This is a genomic window from Paenibacillus sp. J22FR21 (assembly GCF_056269135.1).
Window position 1 is genome coordinate 859,577 of sequence record NZ_JBWDNJ010000001.1, and the last position, 20,508, is coordinate 880,084.

The window sequence follows — 20,508 nt, forward strand, 5'->3', positions numbered from 1 at the left end:
TATTAGGCCGCAGGCAATATGCCTTGCGGTCTTTTTGCGCGCAAAAATAAGCTTATGACGCGGAGGTCACCTGAATATGTTAAAGCTGAACTATTTATTCCATAATGAAAACTTGGCCGAAATGATTCTGAGGAACTGGGACTATGATGCAGAGTCGACTGAGATGTTTCAATATTACCGGATATCATCGAATGCGATTTATCCGTTTCGCAAGAAAAGCGAGACACAGCTGCTAAGGTTTGCTCCTGTTGGGGAGAAAAACCGATCGAATATCGAAGCCGAGCTGGCATTCATTAAGTACTTGCACGAACATGAGTATGGCGTGCTGGTGGCCGTGAAATCCAATGCAGGGGAGGAACTCGCAGAAATTCAAACGCCTTGGGGCGACTATTACGCCTCCGTATTCGAGAGAGTGCCTGGATCTGCGATGAATCAAACTGACCTTGCCGACGAGATCGTCTTTAGCCACGGCCAAGCGCTGGGTGAGCTCCACCGGTTCTCGAGCGAGTATGAGCCGGGGGATAAACGAAGATGGTCATATAGCGAGGTGCTGGATTGGATTGATGATCAGATCAAGGAGCTCCCGAATGAAGCAGCAGCCAGGACGGAGGTCCAATTGCTTCGCGATTATTTTGCTGCTTTACCCATCCATTCACGAAATTATGGTTTGATCCATTATGACTTCGAATACGACAATGTGTTCTATGATCATGAAACGAAGCGTTGTTATGCGATTGACTTCGACGATGCCATGTATCACTGGTATGCGATGGACATCGAGCAAGCGCTGGACAGCTTGCAGGACTGTATTTCGGAAGAGCTGTATCACCGTAAGAAACAGTGTTTCTTGGAGGGATACAGCACGGCATATGATTTACCGGAGAACATGGAATCGGTATTACCGGCACTGAGGCGTTTTGCAAATGTATACGGTTATGCGCGATTAATTCGATCCGTTGCGGAGAAATGGGATCATGAGCCGGAGTGGATGCAGCACTTACGAACGAGATTTGCGCAAGCCATGAGCAGAAAGTCGACGAATTTCGGCACGAAGCTCTAATAGGCGACACAAGAGTACAGAGGCTCCTTCATTGAGCCTCTGTACTCGCTTCAATAGGTAACGCGAAGGATAATAAATTGTTGTTGTGAATATCGATTACTCGTTATATAATCAAATGTGCCCGAGCACATAGCGATTGAAACCGTTCCCAACGTGCCGGACTCAAACACGCGATCCCGCGAACCATCGGAGGGAGAACATGAGTAGATACGTAGTTGAAACGCTCAAGCAAGATGGCATAACCATTATTAAGTTGTCTGATACATTAAGCGGAAGTATTGCAGAGCTGCTGCCGGAAGTTGGCAATAATCTGTACAGCTTTACGACTGATGGACGCGAAGTCATCAAGACTTCCGTAAGCTTATCTACGCTGAAGAACGAGAAATTTGCCAGCTCGAAGTACGGGACTCCGGTGTTGTCTCCACCTAACCGGATTAACAAAGGTACATTTACGTTTCGAGATCGTACGTACCATTTTCCAATCAATGAACCGCCGGATTATCATTTACACGGAGAGTTGAGCGTAAGAGCATGGGAAGTGCTTGATTGCGGTGCATCCGATGAACAGGGAGCATGGGTTACAAGTCGTTTGCGCTATGAGAATTACCCGGACATCCTGGCATATTTTCCACATTCATTAACGTTCACGATTACATACCGGCTGCTTGACGGCAAGCTGGGTATGGATAGCTGCATAAAGAATGAAGGCTCCGATGAAGCGCCATTCGCTTATGGATTGCATCCTTACTTCTCGCTGCCCTATGAAAGCGACCCCTATCTTACACTACAGGTTCCTGCTGCAGCAGAATGGCCCATTACGAATTTATCTTTCGTAACGGGACGTCCAGCGGTAACGGAGCTGAGCGAAGCGATCCAATCCGGAATCGAGCTAGCCGATTATCCGGAGCTTGGATGTACGCTGCTCACCATTGATCCGGAGTCGGATTTCATAAACCGTTTAGTACTGCCTAATGCGGGCTATACCATCGCCTACCAACTTGATGCGCAATTCCCATTCGTGCTGTTGTTCCGACCGAACTGGGATCAAGCTTTCTCCATTGAGCCTTATACCTATGTAACGGATGCATTCAATCTTCCGTATGAGCAAGAGTTAACGGGTGTCCAGGGTATAAAAGCAGGAGAAGAGCGCACGATAACAACTTCACTTTGGATCGAATCCAATAACTAGGCAAGGAACGAAGGAGGCATAAAGATGAAACAGCTTGATTTTCAAACCATTATTCGGCCTGAAATGCCCAAACGGATGGATTACCGGATAGGATGTATCGGATCCGGCTTTATTATGCGGGATTGCCACCTAGTCGCTTATCGCGATGCCGGATTCAATCCGGTTGCCATTGCGTCCCGTACGTATGAGAATGCGAAAGCCGTAGCAGAGCTGCGTAATATCCCTAAGGTTCACCGTACGTGGGAAGAGCTCGTGCGCGATCCGGAGATCGAAATTCTCGATATCGCATTGCCTCCGGATCGTCAACTTGACGTAGTCCGCGAAGCCGTGAAGCAACCGCATATTAAAGGGATTCTGTGCCAGAAGCCGCTTGCGATGAATTCACAAGAAGCTCGTCAAATCGTCGAGTTATGCGAGGCAGCAGGGGTCAAAATCGCCGTAAACTCCAACATGCGATATGACCAATCCATCCGCGCGCTTAAAGCGATTCTTGAAGGCGGATTCTTGGGACAGCCTGTTCTTGCAACGATTGAAATGCGTGCGATTCCGCACTGGCAGGGCTTCCTTGAGCAATATGAGCAAATCGAGATTCTTAATATGGGTATCCATCATATTGATGCGTTCCGTTATCTGTTCGGCGACCCTGAGAAGATCACAGCCGTTACGCGCAAAGACCCGCGCACGAAGTTCTCGCATATCGATGGTATTTCGCAATACACCTTCCAATATGAGGATGAGTTGATGGCGACTAGCTTAGATGATGTATGGGCTTGGCCGGGCGAAGGCACAGAGAAGGATATTTACATCAAGTGGCGCGTCGAAGGTTTGGATGGCATGGCTACAGGTACAATCGGCTGGCCGCGTTATCCGGAGCATTCGCCAAGCACGCTGGCATTCACGACCCGTCAGCAACCGAACGAATGGATTCGCCCGGAATGGGATTCCGTTTGGTTCCCGGATGCATTCCAAGGAACAATGGCACAGCTGCTGCGTGCCGTGGAAACAAACAGCGAGCCGGAAATCGGCGGACGCGATAATTTGAAGACCATGGCGGCGGTTGACGCTTGCTACAAGTCCATTGCCGAAGGCAGGACAGTGAAGTTATCGGAATTCATTTAAGCCAAAATATAACGCGCGGAGGTCATCATTATGTTATCAGTCGGTATTTTCAACGCTTATTATCCTTATTCGCTTCAGGAATCGATCGCTAGAATGAAGAAAGACGGTTTCTCATGCGTGCAGCTGGACTTGGCTTTCAAAGACATGGATCTATCCTTCGATTCCTTGACGAAAGAGAAATGCCGCACCATTCGCGATGCATTCCGTGATGCGAATCTGCCGATCGTCTGCATCTCCGGTTATACGAACCTGATTCACCCGGATCCCGAGAAACGCAAACAGAACGTCCATGGCGTTAAGAAAATTCTTGAATTTGCTCGTGAACTAGGCAGCCCGTACGTGGTGAGTGAGACAGGTACTTACAATACGGAGAGTGACTGGGTATGGGATCCGAAGAATGCAACGGAAGAAGCGTACGAGGAAGTAGCAAACACGATTGAAGATCTGGCTAAATTTGCTTACGACAACGGCTCTGTTTTCTTGATTGAGAACTACGTTAACAACGTTATCGGCTCTGTGGATCAAGTATCGCGCTTGCTCTCGGATGTCAATCATCCGGGACTTGGCCTACTGATGGATCCGACTAACTATTTCACCGACAATAATATCGATCATATTGATGAAACGTTGAACCGCATCTTCAATGCAGTTGGCGATAAAGTCAAAATTGCGCACGCCAAAGACTGCATGCGGGCTACTGATACGCTCGAGAAGCATGCTGATATTGACGCTTCCGAGTCTCACTCATTCCGTGGTGCAGGCGCAGTCGAACTTCCGGCTCCGGGCCTTGGCAATTTGAACTATGACTTGTATCTGGAGCGTTTGGCGAAGCTTCATCCGAACATTCCGATCATCATTGAGCATTTGGAAGAAGAGGACATTCCGCGTGCGAAAACGTTCCTCGACAATAAACTCAAATCAGTTGGCGTATAAAGGCTCTTGTGAGAATAAATCATTCGCTCTATAATAAAAGGTGCCCGAGCACACCTGGGCAATAGGAGCGAATTATGACCGTAACCATTAGAGAAATTGCCAAGCAAGCAGGGGTATCGCGAGGAACCGTTGACCGGGTGCTTAACGACAGGCCCGGCGTGAAACCGGATGTTCGCGATCGAATTCTTAGCATTGCAGCTGAACTGAATTATGTACCTAATATTGCTGCCAAAGCGTTAGCGTATCAGAAGAAACCTCTTGTATTCGGCATTATTATGCCGCCGCAGGAAATTCAGTTCTTCGAAGCGATTCGTAACGGAATCAGCGTTGCGGCAGAAGAGCTTAAGGATCTTGGCGTCCGACTGGAGTATCGATTCGTCGATAATAAGAGTCCGGAGGAAGGTGCGGCTGCCATTCGCGAGCTTGTCGAAGCTGGCGTAAGCGGTATTATGTTCTCCGTCATGGACGATGAATTGATTCGTGCAAGCATCGATTACGCTGCTGAACGGGCAGTACCGATTGTCACGTTCAACTCGGATGTAGAGCTCAGCAAACGGATTTGTTTCGTGGGGCAGGATTTGCATAAGAGCGGGATGGTTGCTGCTGGTTTGATGAACCGTGTTCTGCAGCCGAATGCCAAAGTGTTGATCGTTACCGGTAACCTGAAGTTCCATGCACATCGTTCTCGGGTTGAAGGATTCAAGCAAGGACTTGCGGAGCATGGCAATAAGCTTGAAGTGCTTCAAGTCATTGAAGGCTTTGACCGATATGCAGATACGTATCTTCACCTTGATCTTGCACTGCGTACACAACATGATATTAGCGGCATCTACATGGCGACAGGCGATATTGGCGCATGTGTTGACGTTATCAAGCATCATAAGCAAGAAGGCGCACTTCGAGTTGTCTGCAACGATCTGATTCCTCCGGCTATTCAAGGCCTTCGTGAGCGGATCATTGATTTCACGATTGTACAGAATCCGGAGAGGCAAGGGTACTTGTCGCTGCGTATCCTGTTTGATCATGTGTTTGCAGGGAAGCAGCCGGAGTCCGAGCATCATTATACAGAGACACATATTTATATTCCCGAAAGCCTGTAAGGCTTTCTTTTTTGGAGAATGACGTGCCCGCGCACGAATAGAAATAAATAAGGAGGCGGTCATAGTGGCAATTGTCGTACAACGAAGAGACTACAGTTTGAAAGGCGTTGAAAGCAAACGTGCGGATGAGAAAGGTCTTGCTTCCGCAGAGTGGCATCAAACCCCAATCCCTCGTGCAAAGATGAAGGAATTGATGAAGAGAAAGGATGGTCCGGCTATCCGAGATACGCTGATCTGGTTTGGCGGACTCATTATCCTTGGATTCCTTGCTTATCAATCTTGGGGCACATGGTGGGCAGTTCCGGCGTTCTTCCTGTACGGTTTGCTTTATGCAACACCAGGCGATTCCCGCTGGCATGAATGTGGACACGGTACCGCTTTTAAGACACCTTGGATGAATGACGTCGTTTATCACATTGCTTCGTTCTTTGTCCTGCGATCGGCTACGCCATGGCGCTGGAGTCATGCCCGTCATCATACCGATACGATTATCGTAGGCCGCGATCCGGAGATCATTACCGCCAGACCGCCGGTTTGGAAAATCCTATACATGCAAATTTTCCACTTGTACGGCGGCCCGCTGGCAATCAAAAGCTTCCTCCTGCATACATTCGGTAAGCTGGATGAGCAAGAGAAAGACTATATTCCGGCTTCCGAGCACCATAAAGTGTACCGTGAAGCACGTGTTTACATGCTGATTATTCTGGCTGTTATTGCAGCATGCATCTACATGGGCAGCATTCTGCCTGCAATGTTCATCATTCTTCCTTCATTCTATGGCGGTTTGCTTGTACTCACGTTTGGGATTACGCAGCATTTGGGTCTGTATGAAGATGTGTTGGATCATCGCCTGAATACGCGGACAATCTATATGAACCGGGTATTCCGTTTCCTTTATTGGAACATGAACTACCATACGGAGCATCATATGTTCCCGATGGTTCCGTTTCACGCCTTGCCTAAACTCCATGAAGTCATGAAATCCGATTGCCCGGCAGCTCGACCGAGTCTATGGGCAGCCCTCAAAGAAGTTATCGGCGCGCTTCGCAAGCAGAAAGACGATCCGTCTTATGTTGTCGTTAAGCCGCTGCCGGATACAGCCGTTCCTTATCGCTACGGTCCTAATTTGGACCAACTAACAAGGAGTGAAGCATAGTGTCAAACCAGGAATGGGTAGAAGTTTGCGATGCTGATGAAATTGAAGTAGAGGATGTAATCCGTTTCGATCAGGCAGATCGTTCCTTCGCTGTGTACCGCTCCGACAAAGGGGATTACCACGCGACTGACGGTTTCTGCACACATGGGAAGTACCATCTGTCAGAGGGACTTGTAATGGGGAAGCAAGTGGAATGCCCGAAGCACAACGGTCGCTTTGATATTACAACCGGTGCGGCAGTACGCGTTCCTGCTTGTGTGGATTTGCAGTCCTACCAGGTCAAAGTAGAAGATGACAAAGTGTTTATATTGATTTAATCGTGCATTACGAGTAGGCATCGAATGGATAGGGAGAAATTCCTGTTCGCTCGGTGCCTTTTATTGTATGATTAAACTTATATTGGTTTAATATTCCAAATTAGAGGTATGTTCTATGAGTGTCGCAATCGTCAATGGTCCGAATTACTATGAGCCTTGGAGCGAATTTACGATAAAAGATGCCGATGGATATCAGAATACTTTTGGTGGCGGAGTAAGCAAGAAGATAGATTAGGTTCTGCAAATACAGCTGTCTGAAACTAGGCCGCCAGCATCCGGAAGGATGAGGGCGGCTTTTCTATACACAAGAAATAAGCGTAGTGCAGCAAGCGCGACTTCCTAGATCGGGAACTAGGCATTCCAAATGATTTCGACCCGAACTCCACCGAGTGAGGATGAAGAGAACCGAATAACGGCGCGTTCTCCGAATTCCAGAACAAGCCTTCGATACACGTTCCAAATTGCGTGGCCCATATCCTCATTCAGTGTAGAATGTAATTTATCATGTAGACGGCCGATTTCTTCCTGGGTTAGTCCTTTTCCGTTATCTTCAACGACGATGATATTCATCTCACTACGAACTTGTCCTGAAATGCAAATTATACAAGGACCTTTCTTCTGTTCAAAGCCGTGAATGATGGCATTCTCTATAAAAGGCTGCAGAAATAAGTAAGGTAGTTCCATATCCAGCATTTCTTCCGGAATGTCGATCTGGTACTGCAGCCTTTTCATCCTTAATTGCTGAATCATGAGATAGTTGGTGACCAACTTCAGTTCATCATGAAGAGGTGCCGTACGCTTCTCCAATCGTGTCGTATAGCGGAAGAATTCCGCTAAGCTCAGTGCCATTGCTTCAACGGCTTCATCGTTTCCGGAGCGTGACATATTTTGAATGAAAAACAGACAGTTGTACAAAAAATGCGGATTGATTTGAGATTGAAGCTGCTTTAACATGGCCTCGCGCGCGAATAGTTTTTCCTTATAAACATTCTCGATAAGCTGTTCGATTTGTTCCGCCATCTCATTGAAACTCCCGATTAAGAAATCGAATTCATTCTTACTGGTGTCACGAATCCGCACCGCATAATTACCTTGCTTAAACTGAGTTACCCCCCAGATCAGCCTGCTAATGGGGAGTTGAACGTTTCGATAGAGCATGAAGGAGGCCGTAATTCCCGTTGCCAGCAGGAGAACGATAGAGAAATAGAATAGATTTCGGGTTTGCGTAATGGGCTCAAGAACGCGATCGAGTGGCGTGTACCCAATCATATACCAGTTCAATGTTTTGGATTTTGCGAAATACACCATATATTTTTCTCCAAGGAGCTTTAGGACTTGGCTGCCTTCATTCGGAAGCAGACTTGTATCCAGCCTAGCCGTAAGCTGCTGAACCATTGAATTATCAGTCGTTTGTCCCATAATCGGTGCACGGCCGGGGGAGTAAAAGTAGGCTTCCATTTGCTGACCTTTCGTAAAATCACCCAGCATATACCGAATATTCTCAGGAGTAAAGCTTGCCCGCAGAATAACATTCGCGTCGTCGATTACTTTATTTTGCGAGTAGGGGGAGAACAAGTATCGTTCAAAATAAGACTGATATTCCTCATTGATTCCCTGATTCCTCTTAAATGTCCACGATTCGGAGATGGCCCCTGGTAAATCAGGATATTCAAATTCACCAACGGGATAAGTGCCGACAGTTTGTTTAGCAGATATGGAATACACGCTTAAATGATTCGCGAATTGATTGGATACGCTTTGAAGAACAAGTTTTCTCTCGATCGTATTAGCAAGTTCCATCTGCTCAAATGGCTTCAATCGACCAAGGTAGGCGAAATCAATGATGCTTGGATCACTGCTTAGCGTAACAAGTACTTTCGATAATTGGTTTACATTCCCATCAAGCTGGTTGACCAGATAGACAAGCTGATTAAGCCCGGATTGCTGCTGCGTATTTTTGACTACGTTTATACTTGCTTGATTAGAGAACCAATACAGAATATTAATCGGGATTAGCAGAAGGAAAATAATGAAATTCATTTTATGAAAGGTAGTCTTATTCGTTGATGAAACTCTCATAAATGCCCCCTGACTTTAGCGCTTGGACTACTTCTGATCATTCGACGCATGGGCTCCTCTTCCTGCTGATGTATTTGTCTCAGAGCGGCTTGTTGGAGAAAATAGGAAAACATCTTTAAATAGTGACACGATATTGGGTATTTGATCTTTATAAGTTGAAAGCGCTTTATTACTATGGAGGTAGGTTAGTTTCCTTATCCAATTAAAGGGGTGACGGTATGCTTAAAAGTCGGCCAATTATCATGTTGCTTGTCATGCTATTGTGCACAATGACTTTGTTTACGGCCTGCAGCGGATTCCCGGATGACGAACAGAAGAACGCAAGTAACGACAAATCGACGACTGATCGATCCAACAACACACAAAAGAATGATCAGCAGGTACAAGAACCGGATGTGCAAGAGGACAATTCTGCGGAGAATGCCACCGTTGTTGACGGGAACTTATCAGGGAAGTTTAATCCCGAGGTAACGATTACCACCGTTCGTGGCGTTGCTGCAGGTGTTACATTCAAAGATGGTGAGAATGTCGATGATAACGTACATACGAAATGGGCGAAAGAGAGGTTTGGAATCAATATCAAAAATCTTTGGTCTGTAACGGACCAAAACGACGCCTACAAAACAAAACTAAGGCTTGCTCTCTCGTCGAATGAGCCCATGCCCGATGTGATGATTGTCTTTGATGCAAACTTGGCTCAAGACCTTATCTCTTCCGGCAAATTCATGGATGTCGGCGAGACATTCAATGAAAAGGCTGCGCCGATCTGGAAAGACGCGTTGGAAAAGTATGATTATACTTGGAACCCTTTCAAGAAGGATGGCAAGAAGTATGGTATTCCTCTATTGACCTATGGTTACGGCTCGGATCCCGTACTATGGATCCGTCAGGATTGGCTGGATCAATTGAATTTAAAGGCGCCGGAGACGATTGACGATGTAGAGAAAGTGATGGATGCATTCACCAACCAGGACCCCGATCAAAACGGCAAAAAGGATACGTACGGCCTTGTCATTGCACCGAAGGCTAGTTTGGCAGACGGCATTGGCAATTCCACCTGGATTTTCGGTGCCTACGGCGTCGTACCGGAGCAATGGAATATGACTGCAGACGGCAAAGTCGGTTATGGGCCAGTACAGCCTGAGATGAAAGCAGGCTTAGAGAAGCTGAAGCAGTGGTACGACAAAGGCTACCTACCTAAAGACTCGGGATTGTACGACGGCGGCAAAGTGGCTGAAGTAATCAGCAAAGGTACAATCGGTATGATCGCGGGACCTCAGTGGCTTCCGTGGTATCCGTTCCCTGATCTGGTTAAGAACGTTCCGTCGGCCAAGATGAAGCCGTACCACATTCCGACCGGTCCGGACGGACTAGCGGGTCGTAACGGCACGGTTCAAGGCGGTTCGGCCATCCTAATTAACAAGGACATCGAACCTAGAACCCTGGATGCACTATTCGTTTATTTCAATTACTTGTTCGAGAACCTGGCATATCCAAGAGAAGGCAGTGAGTTTGAGCACGGGTATTTCGAAGGTTATGACTGGATCATGAAGGATGGTCAGCCTACCAGGAAAAACGAGGATCTGCCTAACGGCTATATTGACTCCAAGAAGTATTTCCTGCTGTGGGAAATGCCGCAAATTCCCGAAGCCAGCGTAGAGCCGATGATTAAGCGTTACAAAGGAGAGGCTCTGTCAACGCCTAATGATCTGTTCTATAAAGATCATCCGGAGGATCAGGTTCAAGGGTACGGTAAAATATTGGAGCAGGTTGATGCCTCTAAAGTAAATGTTTTCAACGGTGCGCCTACGGCAACCATGAAGAAGAAGTGGGAACTTCTTGAGAAAATAAAACAAGAGACGTTTAGCAAAATCATTTTCGGCAACGCTCCGGTAAGTGATTTCGACAAGTTTGTTGACGAATGGAATTCCGCCGGTGGCGATGCGGTGACCGCTGAAGTGAACGAATGGTACCAATCGGTCTCCCAATAAGGAAGTCAGCATAAATAAGCTTGGATTGGTCAAAGTGGCAAGAAGACTTTGACCAATCCTTCATCTAAACGGAACAGCGTAAGAAGAAGGAAGGTGGCCACAAAGGATGCTGACGAAACTACGAAAATCACGCAAAAACGGATGGCCGCTGCATCTCATGCTGCTGCCTGCCGTTATTTTCACTTTCGTGTTCAGCTATGTACCGATCGCCGGCCTTATCATTGCGTTTCAGGATTACCAGCCTTGGCTTGGTTTCGTGAAATCCGAGTGGGTGGGACTGGATCATTTTCAATTTATGTTCGAATACCGTGACAGCAAGCAGGTAATTTGGAACACGTTCTTAATCGCACTTTTAAAAATCGTTTTTACGACTCTATCCAGCATTGTCTTTGCCGTCCTCCTCAATGAAATGCGAAAAGTCATTTTTAAACGGACGGTGCAAACGCTCGTTTATTTGCCGCATTTTCTGTCATGGGTCATTTTAGGCGGCATATTGATCGACTTATTGTCCGTTGACGGCGGGTTAATCAACCGTGTGCTTGGCAGCTGGTTTGGGATTGAACCCATCTTCTTCCTGGGAAGCGGAAACTGGTTCCGTTTTACGGTCATTCTTAGTGATATATGGAAGGAGTTTGGCTTCGGAACCATTATCTTTCTCGCTTCGCTAGCCGGAATTAATCCATCGCTATACGAAGCTGCCGAGGTCGACGGGGCGAATCGGTGGAGGCAAACATTGCACATTACTTTCCCTTCCATCATTCCGATTATTGTCGTCGTGGTCACCTTATCACTTGGGAATATCCTGAATGCCGGATTTGATCAAATTTTCAACTTATATAATCCAATGGTTTATGAAAAAGGCGATATTATCGATACATTCGTGTACCGTATGGGGATTGTGAATGGGGATTTCAGCTTTTCCACAGCGATCGGACTTTTCAAATCAGTTGTTGGGATGCTGCTAATCATTATCTCGTATCGGATGGCCTATAAGTTTGCTAATTACAGGGTGTTCTAGGGAGGGTGCTATGTATTATAAAGCGAAATCCTATAAAACCTTCTCGGCGATTAACTATGTATTCATGTTTGCGTTATCGCTTCTATGTATCCTGCCGCTCATTCATGTACTGGCCGTTTCTTTAAGCGGATCTGCGCCAGCCGGGGCAAATTTGGTCAATTTCTGGCCAATCGATTTCACCGTTGATGCATATGCGAAAACGATCGACAACCGTTTCTTTCTTCGGTCTTTGATTATCTCTGCGGAACGGACAATTCTGGGTACAGGACTTAGCATGTTCATTATTACGCTGGCCGCATATGCGTTATCGAAAGAAAACCATGTGCTGAAGTGGCGTTCGGCGTATACGTGGTATTTTCTCTTTACGCTACTGTTCAGCGGGGGGATTATCCCGAGTTATATATTAATTCAAAAGCTTCATATGATGAATACCATTTGGGCGTTGGTGCTGCCGGGAGCTGTGAATATCTGGAACCTCGTCTTGCTTATGAATTTTTTCCGTACAATTCCGAAGGAGCTGGAAGAGGCAGCACTAATTGACGGGGCCGGCCATTTCAAAACGATGATGACCATTTATATTTCGCTTTCCATGCCGGCCATCGCAACATTGTCATTGTTTACGATGGTGTCCCATTGGAATTCGTGGTTCGATGGTATGATCTATATCGCAAGGGCGGACAACTATCCGCTGGCAACCTTTCTCCAAACGATCATCGTACAGCAGGATTTTACGAAAATGAATTTTGATCCGAAAAATCTGCAGGATATTTCGAATCGGACCGTCAAAGCCGCTCAAATCTTTATCGGTGCAATGCCTATTCTTCTCGTTTATCCGTTCCTTCAGCGGTATTTTGTGAAAGGCATCGTACTGGGTGCGGTAAAGGAGTAAATCAGCTCTTTATCATCGTTTACGATATTCTTGAGGGGTTAACCCGTAATGCTTCTTAAACTGCTGGATGAAATAGGGCCGGTTGTAGAAGCCGAGCCTATCGCAAATCTCGAAGATTTTGGAGTCCGTATTTTTCAGGAGATAGGCTGCATGCTCCATTTTGATACGTGCTATATAATGTACCAATTTCTCGCCGGTTTCGAGCTTGAATATCTTCGACAAATACACCGGATGTAGAAAGACATATTCAGCAAGCATTTGTAAGGAAAGGTCCTCCGTCCTGTTAAGGTGAATGAACTCTTTCACTTTGTGGATGATGGCGCTTCGATGGTCGTGCTTCTCCATGTCCAGAACCATGGTTAATTTATGCAGTACGGAGAGTGACCAGTTCTGCAGTTTTTGTACCGACATTGCAGGCGATTTAGCAACCGTACGTACGAAATCCTCTTCAAGAAGGTCAGAAAACGTTCGGTTGTTCTTATGCAAAATGTAGGAGAATGACGATGTGATGACAAAAAAAGCTTCCAAAATGTGCTCGGTTGATTCATATGCACCATTCAAATCGCTGCAAATTCGCTCGATTTTCACCTTAACTTCCTGCCAGTTCCCGCTGTCCAGCAAATGAAGAAGTGAAGGGGGTTCGTATAATCTTCGTGAATATTTTGCCTGATTTGGTGCGCTGTCTGCCGACATGGCTGTGAAAAGTCCGTTTTCGCTTCCGAAATGTTTCATTATACCGGATATTGCAGCCTGATAATGCGTTCTCACATCCTCAGGAAACGTGCCACAAGGGCTAAGTAGGATGGAAATGTCGCAATGCAAGAAAGTATGGACGTTATGCTGAAGTTGCAGTGCCTTTTCTTCCAGAACAGGATATTTTGTCGCCTGGTCGCTGTTTCGGAACCGGACTAGGAAAACCAGATAATCGAACTCGTCTTTCGTATGCCAGATATCAAAATGAGACTCGAGTGTTTCTTTGGCAATATTGCAGATTCCATAATCCAGAAGCGATAGTCCGTTACTATCAAGAGTCGTTGCTTTCACATCCTCCATCCGGATCAGCATGAAACAAAACGGCTCATTCTCTTGATAAGGGATCCCATAGAGTTCTAGTTTCGTTTGCAATGTTTCTTTGGGGTACCGTTTACCCGTAATCAGTTCTAGCAGGAGTTTCTCCTTAAGTACTGGAATATGTTCCTTCAGTGCGTTGATTGCACGCTGATAAGAACCGGCTTCTATCCACTGCCGTTTGATGTCTTCGATCACGTTTAATACGGAATTTACTAGAAGCTCGTAGCGGATCGGCTTAAGCAAGTAATCATCTGCCTTGTTTCGAATGGCTTGCTGTGCGTAAGAAAAATCGGAGTATCCCGTTAAAATGATGCATCTGGTTTTCGGGGAGATTTCGTGGATCTTCTCTATCAGTTCAAGTCCGGTCATTTCGGGCATACGAATGTCCGAGATGATGATATCTACGGAATGAGCATCTATAATCTCGATAGCTTCATCACCTGAATAGGCTTTGAACACACGATGGATATCATGTTCGAACCAAGGGATGTTGTCAGCTAAACTATCAACATGATCGGGTTCATCATCGATAAACATGATCTGAAACACATCAGCACCTCCGGTTTATGCGTCTACTAATCATTTCGACTTGATGGTGCAGTCTCCTTTAATAGGGAAGTGGTTCCAAGATAAGTGAAATTTAAGAGTATGAAGGAGGAGCTTACATGATAATGACTCATGAAGATGTAGCTCGATATCATAGAGACGGTTTTGTGTTAGTGAATAATTTGTTTGCTCGTGAAGAAATTAATCAAATGATCCGAGAAATTGAAGATGGCGAACGGGTGGCAGGGACAACGTATAGCAACGATGATCGCTCAGGACTAAAGGCCAAACTGGCGATCTGGTTCGAACTGGGGTCTGACTTATGGTCTGCTGTGTCTACATGTCCCCGCTTGGTGAACAACGTAAGTACCTTATTAGGCGAGGATACCGCTTTCTTTCACGGCAAAGTCATGCTGAAGGAGGCTCGTTCAGGTGGGGCATGGGAGTGGCATCAAGATTATGGTTATTGGTATGATCAAGGTTTTATATATCCCAATATGATCAGCGTATTTATTGCCCTGGATGCCGCAACAATAGAGAATGGCTGCTTGCAGGTGCTACGTGGCTCCCATATGCTCGGCCGACTGGAGCACGGGAAGGTAGGCGGGCAAACCGGTGCCGATGTGAACCGCATCCAACATATTCGGTCGATGTTTGAGCTTGTTCACTGTGAGATGGAACCGGGCTCCGCACTGTTCTTTCATAGTAATCTCTTGCATAGCTCCGCTCCGAACTTGTCGGACTACCACCGTCGTACGTTCGTCTCTTGTTATAATGCGACTAGCAATCCGCAGCTTCAAGGTGATAGGGTTAAGCAGTATGATTTATGTCCGGTAGGTTCGGATAATTGGCTGAAGGAATTCTAAGTACTTGAGACAATCATCGATTAGCCGCCTCTTGCAAAGAGGCGGCTTTGTTCGATTTACATGACTATTAACGCAGTATATGAAGCACTTATGGGCCGCAGGGTACAAGACTATCAGCATGCTTAATAATACAAAATATGACAAAAATAGCGATTGTCGGTTACTTCGGCTACCTCTATAATAAAGCTATATCTAACATTATCGATAATCGATAATCGATAATGTTAAAAGGAGCAGTGAAAGCCATACGCAGTCCTCATGCGGATTATCCAATCAACTCGATAAGCGAACATGTTTATGCGGAATTGAAGAAGGTTATTCTTGAAGGCGTGCTCCAGCCCGGTGCAAGACTAATCGTGACAGAGATTGCGGGTAAATACCAAATCAGTCAAGCACCTGTACGTGAAGCATTGGAGCGGTTGAAGCAAGAGGGCCTCATATCGGGTATTCCGAACAAAGGCTCTGTCGTATCTGCGATAACAGCGAAAGAGATTAGAGATATCTTCGTCCTGCGCGAAATCATCGAGGGATTTGCGGTACGGCAATCCATGCCGCTATTAACGGAAGAAGACTACGAATATCTTCATCACATTATCGGCGAGATGGATATTGCGAATCGGCAGCAGGAAATGATGCGCATTTTGGAGCTGGATATGGATTTCCATGCCTTCTTCTACAAACGTTGCGATAATCAGGCTGTTCTGGAGCTGTGGAATCATATGCGCTCCAAGGTCATGCGTTTCATGGCGATTTCCAATCGTCATCATACCACCGAGGTTCTGGCAGAGTGGCATCTATTGCTTATCGATGCTTTACGCTCGGGCGATCCGGATGCGGCAGCGGCGGCTTTTGTAGGACACATGCACGCTTATAAGATGATTGATCTGGAATAGCAGCATGAAAGAAGCATGCAGCTGATTAACATCCGTTCGTAAAGGGGAGAAAAGATGCTAAGCGAAGGGCTGTTGTATAAGGATGATGTTATTTTGACGTGGATGCGAGACCGATTTCTTCAAGATCTTGTCTTGGGTCTCAAGCCGAAGAGTACAAATTTGAAAGATAGCTTATCTCGGTTGAATTTGAATCCCTACTTCACTTATCCTGCATTAGCGCTGCTTGAGCCTTCTACGTCTAACTTGGAGGAGCAAGAGAAAGTGCTTCTTGAGGAAATGCGGGATTATTTGCAGCAGCAGATAGCCGGTCATACCGGAAGTATTGTATTTATGGATGATCAGAATCGTCTTGCCTTGTTGTTCTCGTGGGTATCCAAGGCGGAATTGGAGAACATTCAAACCAAGCTGAGCAGGCAATTCAGCCTTCAGGTCAATATTGCTGTTGGCAATCCATGCAGTCAATTAAATGATATCAAACAATCGTATAAACAAGCAGCCTGTGCGCTGCAAGAAAAGTTTTATCGCGGAATTGGCCATATCATCTATTACAGCGAACTACCCGAATACTTGGCGTGCTCTGATTATCCGACAGACAAGGAGCTTGACTTGCATGAAGCTTTGAAATCAGCAGACAATGCTGCCGATATTGAAGAGGCTGTTGAAGTCTTCTATCATGCCATGCTTGAGCAAGGACCGGTAGACATCAAGTCTATGTATGAATTGACGGCTCGCTTATTAATTGGAACGGAGAAGAAGCTGCTTACTTCCGCTAATTATGACAGCGCTTACAATAAATTGGAAATAATGTCCATTGCTAAGATGCAAACGTTGCAGGAAATTAAACAATATGTCTGTGATTTCTTATCCGGCGTTAGAGAAGTCCTGTCCTATGATCAGAAGGAGAGCCACAGAAGCATTATTAAGAAAACCATTCATCATATGGAGCAGGAATACCAGGCATTATCGCTGCAAAGCGTCGCGCAGAAGGTTTATATGACACCGACCTACTTAAGTTTGCTCTTTAAGCTGAACACCGGCAAAACCTTTATCGAGCATTTGACGGATATTCGGATCGAGAAGGCTAAGAAGCTGCTGGTCAGCACGCATTATAAGAACTATGAAGTGGCAGAGCAGGTTGGGTACCAAGATCCTCGTTATTTTAGCCAAATCTTCAAGAAGAAGGTAGGCGTATCCCCTACGGAATATCGAGAGACGATTACGAATTAGATCGTAAAAAAGGACTCCGAAGAGCGTTCAACTAACGCTTAGACGGAGTCCTTTTTCATCGCATAGGATTACAATCGCACGTCATGACTATCGGAGCCGCCGGCTAATTTTGCCGCTTCCTCAAGCTCCTTATTCCATGCTAAATGACGGTATACCTCCGCAGCTTGATCGCTTTCGAACCAGCTTGTAAAGTCATTCCACATCGCCAATGTCCAATTGGAATCGATTTGAGCGGTGGAATAGACGCCTTGCTTGAGACGGACGAAGCCAAAGATATCGCGAACCTGAGATTTCTCCGCCTGTACGACCGTAAGCTCGGCGAGGTGCGGAGGGATGAAGATCACGCCTGCAGGCGTTCCGAGCACGATATCCCCGGGGAGGCAAATCGCCTTTCCGATGCGGGTAGGCACATTCATGCCTACCATCGTGACATCCGCGATGGCGGTAGGGTCGCTGCCCCGATAATAAACATTGATATTATCAATCTCGACAATTTGCTGATTATCTCGAATCCCGCCCCATATAACCGCGCCTCCGCGTTTCGTGCGTGTAGATATAGCTGTACTCAGATTTCCGCCAACATAAGTCCCAAGATGGACTTTGTCGAACATATCGACAACGACAACATCGTCCTCCACAAGGGAATCAATGACCCACTGGTTGAAGAAGCCTTTGCGACCTTCCTGCTCATGACCGTACTTAAGGAGAGTCTCATGCAGATCAGGACGCTTCGGAACCATAACTGCGGTCACTGCGCGGCCGACCATCACGTTGTCCGGATGAATGATTTTGAACTCACCTTCGAATTGAAAGGTGTAACCGTGGTTCCATAGAGGACCCCATGCTTCCTCCAATGTGATTTTGCGCATGCGGCGCAGCACATCCTCCGAAACTTTAGGACGGCCATTCGGGAAGCGTTCACCCTCCCATAGCGGGGTTAGCTGGACAATATCTTCCGGGTTATCGAATCTCATATAGAGCACCTCTCTCGACAGGTTTAGGGAATGAATTCTTTTCTTAAGTCTATTGTTATGGACAACTCGCAGATTGTCGATGCGAGATTCTTAAGGCATTTTCGCAGGAACACATAATAATTTCACCTATCCCGCAATCGTTTTAAATAAATCCAACCATTTCGTAAAATTGTCACCTTCACTCTTGTAACCGTTTTCTATTAGAGTTAAGACGAGCTACATCTTACAAAAAAATTACTATATCCTTTCAAGAGGAGGAGATCCAGGGGTGACAACCGAAACGTTAGCCCAAGCACCACGCACGGAGTCGGCAACAGCTTCCGTACGCAAGCGTAAAAACAAGGAAGAAACGAATCTAGCCGGGTATCTATTTATTGCTCCGTGGTTAATCGGATTTTTGCTGCTTACGCTATGGCCGATCGCGCAATCCTTCTATTTATCGTTCACGGAGTATTCGTTGTTGGAAGCCCCGGTTTGGACCGGAACAGACAATTACGCCAATATTTTCACCAATGACGATACGTTCACCAAATCGTTAAGCGTAACGTTTATGTTCGTTCTAATATCGGTCCCGTTAAAACTATTCTTCTCGCTGCTGGTCGCGATGGCGCTGAGCAAGAACATTCGGGGGATGAACCTGTACCGGACGGCGATTTACTTTCCTTCCTTAATCGGCGGCAGCATCGCGGTAGCTGCACTTTGGCGCAATATGTTCGGTTTGGAAGGCTATATCAATCAAGTGCTGTCATGGTTCGGCATACAAGGCTTAGGCTGGATCACGAATCCCGATACCTCGCTTGGAACACTCATTCTGCTCAACGCCTGGCAATTCGGTTCAACGATGGTCATCTTCTTGGCAGGACTAAAGCAAATCCCTCAGGAACTCTACGAGTCTGCATCAGTAGACGGAGCCGGGCGATTCCGTAAGTTTGTCAGCATCACCTTGCCGATGCTGTCGCCGGTCATGTTCTTTAACCTCGTGCTGGGTATCATCGGGTCCTTTCAGACCTTCACTTCGGCTTTCATCATCACCAAAGGCGGCCCGATCAATTCGACTTACATGTATGCGCTATTCCTGTACGAGAAAGCGTTTAAACATTACCAAATGGGCTATGCTTCCGCACTGGCATGGATTCTGCTGGTCATCGTTGCGGTATTGACCGCGCTCAATTTCTTGGCCTCACGTTATTGGGTATTTTACGAGTCGGACGGAGGGAAGGCCAAATGACTACGATTCGGTTCAAGCTATCCAATCATTTGTTTCTCTCTTTATTCTCGCTCTTGATGCTTTATCCGGTGATCTGGTGGATCGGCGCTTCCTTGAAGAAAGCAGAAGAGTTGCGATTACCCACGATTTGGCCTTCTATTCCGATGTGGGAGAATTACAGCAAAGGCTGGAACTTCTCTGCCGACTACAGCTTCGCTCACTTCTTCGGCAACACGCTGCTGATGGAGCTTGGCAACGTAACGGGCGGCGTGCTGACAGCAGCGCTCGTAGCCTACGGCTTCGGTCGGCTTCAATTCAAGTTTCGCGGCTTCTGGTTCTCGATTCTGCTGCTTACTATGATGCTGCCTGGTCAGGTTACCGTGGTGCCGCAATATATTCTCTTCAATAAGCTCGGCTGGGTGGACAGCTATATACCGCTGGTACTGCCGCACTTCTTCGGTGGCGGAGCCTTCTTCATCTTCCTGCTGGTTCAATTTATTCGCGGCATTCCGCGTGACTTGGATGAAGCGGCCAAAATCGACGGCAGCTCCGTGTACGGCATTTTCTTTCGTATTATTTTGCCGCTGATCAAGCCTGCACTTGTTACGGTAGCGATCTTCACCTTCATCTGGAGCTGGGACGATTTCTTTGCCCAAGTGCTGTATATCAGCTCTATCGACAAGTTTACAGTCGGTCTGGCACTTCGGATGTTTATCGACCAATTTGACATCCAGTGGGGACAGCTGCTTGCCATGTCCTTCCTGTCCATCATGCCATCGGTGATCATCTTCTTATTTGCCCAGAAGTATTTTGTGGAAGGGATTTCCACGACCGGTTTGAAAGGATAGCCCATCACTATGAAAGTATGAGAGG

At 46.5% G+C, this 20,508-nt stretch carries 18 protein-coding genes; 15 read left to right on the forward strand and 3 right to left on the reverse strand.

Annotated features, from left to right (window positions below; translation table 11 throughout):
- Positions 1 to 76 precede the first annotated feature (76 nt).
- The 7 genes from AC0YNS_RS04385 (at position 77) to AC0YNS_RS04415 (ending at position 6,874) form a co-directional block, all read left to right on the forward strand.
- The gene (locus tag AC0YNS_RS04385; protein WP_475779789.1) at positions 77 to 1,060 is read left to right on the forward strand and encodes a phosphotransferase enzyme family protein; all 984 of its coding nucleotides are present in this window, start codon (positions 77 to 79) and stop codon (positions 1,058 to 1,060) included.
- Between the two features lie 199 nt (positions 1,061 to 1,259).
- A complete protein-coding gene (locus AC0YNS_RS04390) occupies positions 1,260 to 2,249 on the forward strand; it encodes an aldose epimerase family protein (RefSeq protein ID WP_475779790.1) in 990 nt (329 codons plus the stop codon).
- 24 nt (positions 2,250 to 2,273) lie between these two features.
- Complete coding sequence (locus AC0YNS_RS04395) at positions 2,274 to 3,368, forward strand: Gfo/Idh/MocA family protein (protein WP_475779791.1); 1,095 nt, start codon at positions 2,274 to 2,276, stop codon at positions 3,366 to 3,368.
- A gap of 30 nt (positions 3,369 to 3,398) precedes the next feature.
- Positions 3,399 to 4,301: a sugar phosphate isomerase/epimerase family protein gene (locus AC0YNS_RS04400; RefSeq protein WP_475779792.1), complete on the forward strand. Its 903-nt coding sequence runs from the start codon at positions 3,399 to 3,401 to the stop codon at positions 4,299 to 4,301.
- A 74-nt stretch (positions 4,302 to 4,375) separates the two neighbouring features.
- Positions 4,376 to 5,401 (forward strand): LacI family DNA-binding transcriptional regulator, encoded by a 1,026-nt coding sequence (locus tag AC0YNS_RS04405; RefSeq protein WP_475779793.1) that lies wholly within the window; start codon positions 4,376 to 4,378, stop codon positions 5,399 to 5,401.
- A 64-nt stretch (positions 5,402 to 5,465) separates the two neighbouring features.
- Complete coding sequence (locus AC0YNS_RS04410) at positions 5,466 to 6,557, forward strand: fatty acid desaturase family protein (protein WP_475779794.1); 1,092 nt, start codon at positions 5,466 to 5,468, stop codon at positions 6,555 to 6,557.
- Positions 6,557 to 6,874, forward strand: coding sequence for a MocE family 2Fe-2S type ferredoxin (locus AC0YNS_RS04415; protein WP_090975921.1), 318 nt, complete (start codon positions 6,557 to 6,559; stop codon positions 6,872 to 6,874). Before AC0YNS_RS04410 ends, AC0YNS_RS04415 begins: the two co-directional genes overlap by 1 nt.
- A gap of 351 nt (positions 6,875 to 7,225) precedes the next feature.
- Here the strand turns inward: AC0YNS_RS04415 and AC0YNS_RS04420 are convergent, their stop codons facing one another.
- On the reverse strand, positions 7,226 to 8,953 hold the full coding sequence (locus tag AC0YNS_RS04420; RefSeq protein WP_475779795.1) for a cache domain-containing sensor histidine kinase: 1,728 nt from the start codon (positions 8,951 to 8,953) through the stop codon (positions 7,226 to 7,228).
- 218 nt (positions 8,954 to 9,171) lie between these two features.
- Here AC0YNS_RS04420 and AC0YNS_RS04425 point away from each other — a divergent pair, with 218 nt between their 5' ends.
- The 3 genes from AC0YNS_RS04425 (at position 9,172) to AC0YNS_RS04435 (ending at position 12,851) form a co-directional block, all read left to right on the forward strand.
- Positions 9,172 to 10,944, forward strand: coding sequence for an extracellular solute-binding protein (locus AC0YNS_RS04425; RefSeq protein ID WP_475779796.1), 1,773 nt, complete (start codon positions 9,172 to 9,174; stop codon positions 10,942 to 10,944).
- A 106-nt stretch (positions 10,945 to 11,050) separates the two neighbouring features.
- Positions 11,051 to 11,962, forward strand: coding sequence for an ABC transporter permease (locus AC0YNS_RS04430; RefSeq protein ID WP_475779797.1), 912 nt, complete (start codon positions 11,051 to 11,053; stop codon positions 11,960 to 11,962).
- Between the two features lie 10 nt (positions 11,963 to 11,972).
- The gene (locus AC0YNS_RS04435) at positions 11,973 to 12,851 is read left to right on the forward strand and encodes a carbohydrate ABC transporter permease (RefSeq protein WP_475779798.1); all 879 of its coding nucleotides are present in this window, start codon (positions 11,973 to 11,975) and stop codon (positions 12,849 to 12,851) included.
- A 12-nt stretch (positions 12,852 to 12,863) separates the two neighbouring features.
- Here AC0YNS_RS04435 and AC0YNS_RS04440 read toward each other — a convergent pair whose 3' ends face one another.
- Positions 12,864 to 14,459, reverse strand: coding sequence for a response regulator (locus AC0YNS_RS04440; protein WP_475779799.1), 1,596 nt, complete (start codon positions 14,457 to 14,459; stop codon positions 12,864 to 12,866).
- 128 nt (positions 14,460 to 14,587) lie between these two features.
- Here AC0YNS_RS04440 and AC0YNS_RS04445 point away from each other — a divergent pair, with 128 nt between their 5' ends.
- The 3 genes from AC0YNS_RS04445 to AC0YNS_RS04455 all read left to right on the forward strand — a co-directional run bounded on the left by AC0YNS_RS04445 (position 14,588) and on the right by AC0YNS_RS04455 (position 17,454).
- Positions 14,588 to 15,334, forward strand: a complete 747-nt coding sequence (locus AC0YNS_RS04445; protein ID WP_475779800.1) for a phytanoyl-CoA dioxygenase family protein — start codon at positions 14,588 to 14,590, stop codon at positions 15,332 to 15,334.
- 236 nt (positions 15,335 to 15,570) lie between these two features.
- Entirely contained in the window at positions 15,571 to 16,227 is a 657-nt protein-coding gene (locus AC0YNS_RS04450; protein ID WP_475779801.1) for a GntR family transcriptional regulator, read from the forward strand.
- Between the two features lie 54 nt (positions 16,228 to 16,281).
- The gene (locus AC0YNS_RS04455; RefSeq protein ID WP_475779802.1) at positions 16,282 to 17,454 is read left to right on the forward strand and encodes a helix-turn-helix domain-containing protein; all 1,173 of its coding nucleotides are present in this window, start codon (positions 16,282 to 16,284) and stop codon (positions 17,452 to 17,454) included.
- Between the two features lie 68 nt (positions 17,455 to 17,522).
- Here AC0YNS_RS04455 and AC0YNS_RS04460 read toward each other — a convergent pair whose 3' ends face one another.
- A complete protein-coding gene (locus AC0YNS_RS04460; protein ID WP_475779803.1) occupies positions 17,523 to 18,428 on the reverse strand; it encodes an RraA family protein in 906 nt (301 codons plus the stop codon).
- A 373-nt stretch (positions 18,429 to 18,801) separates the two neighbouring features.
- Between AC0YNS_RS04460 and AC0YNS_RS04465 the strand changes: the two genes are divergently transcribed.
- Complete coding sequence (locus AC0YNS_RS04465) at positions 18,802 to 19,656, forward strand: carbohydrate ABC transporter permease (RefSeq protein ID WP_475780104.1); 855 nt, start codon at positions 18,802 to 18,804, stop codon at positions 19,654 to 19,656.
- Positions 19,653 to 20,483, forward strand: coding sequence for a carbohydrate ABC transporter permease (locus AC0YNS_RS04470; protein WP_475779804.1), 831 nt, complete (start codon positions 19,653 to 19,655; stop codon positions 20,481 to 20,483). Before AC0YNS_RS04465 ends, AC0YNS_RS04470 begins: the two co-directional genes overlap by 4 nt.
- Positions 20,484 to 20,508 lie beyond the last annotated feature (25 nt).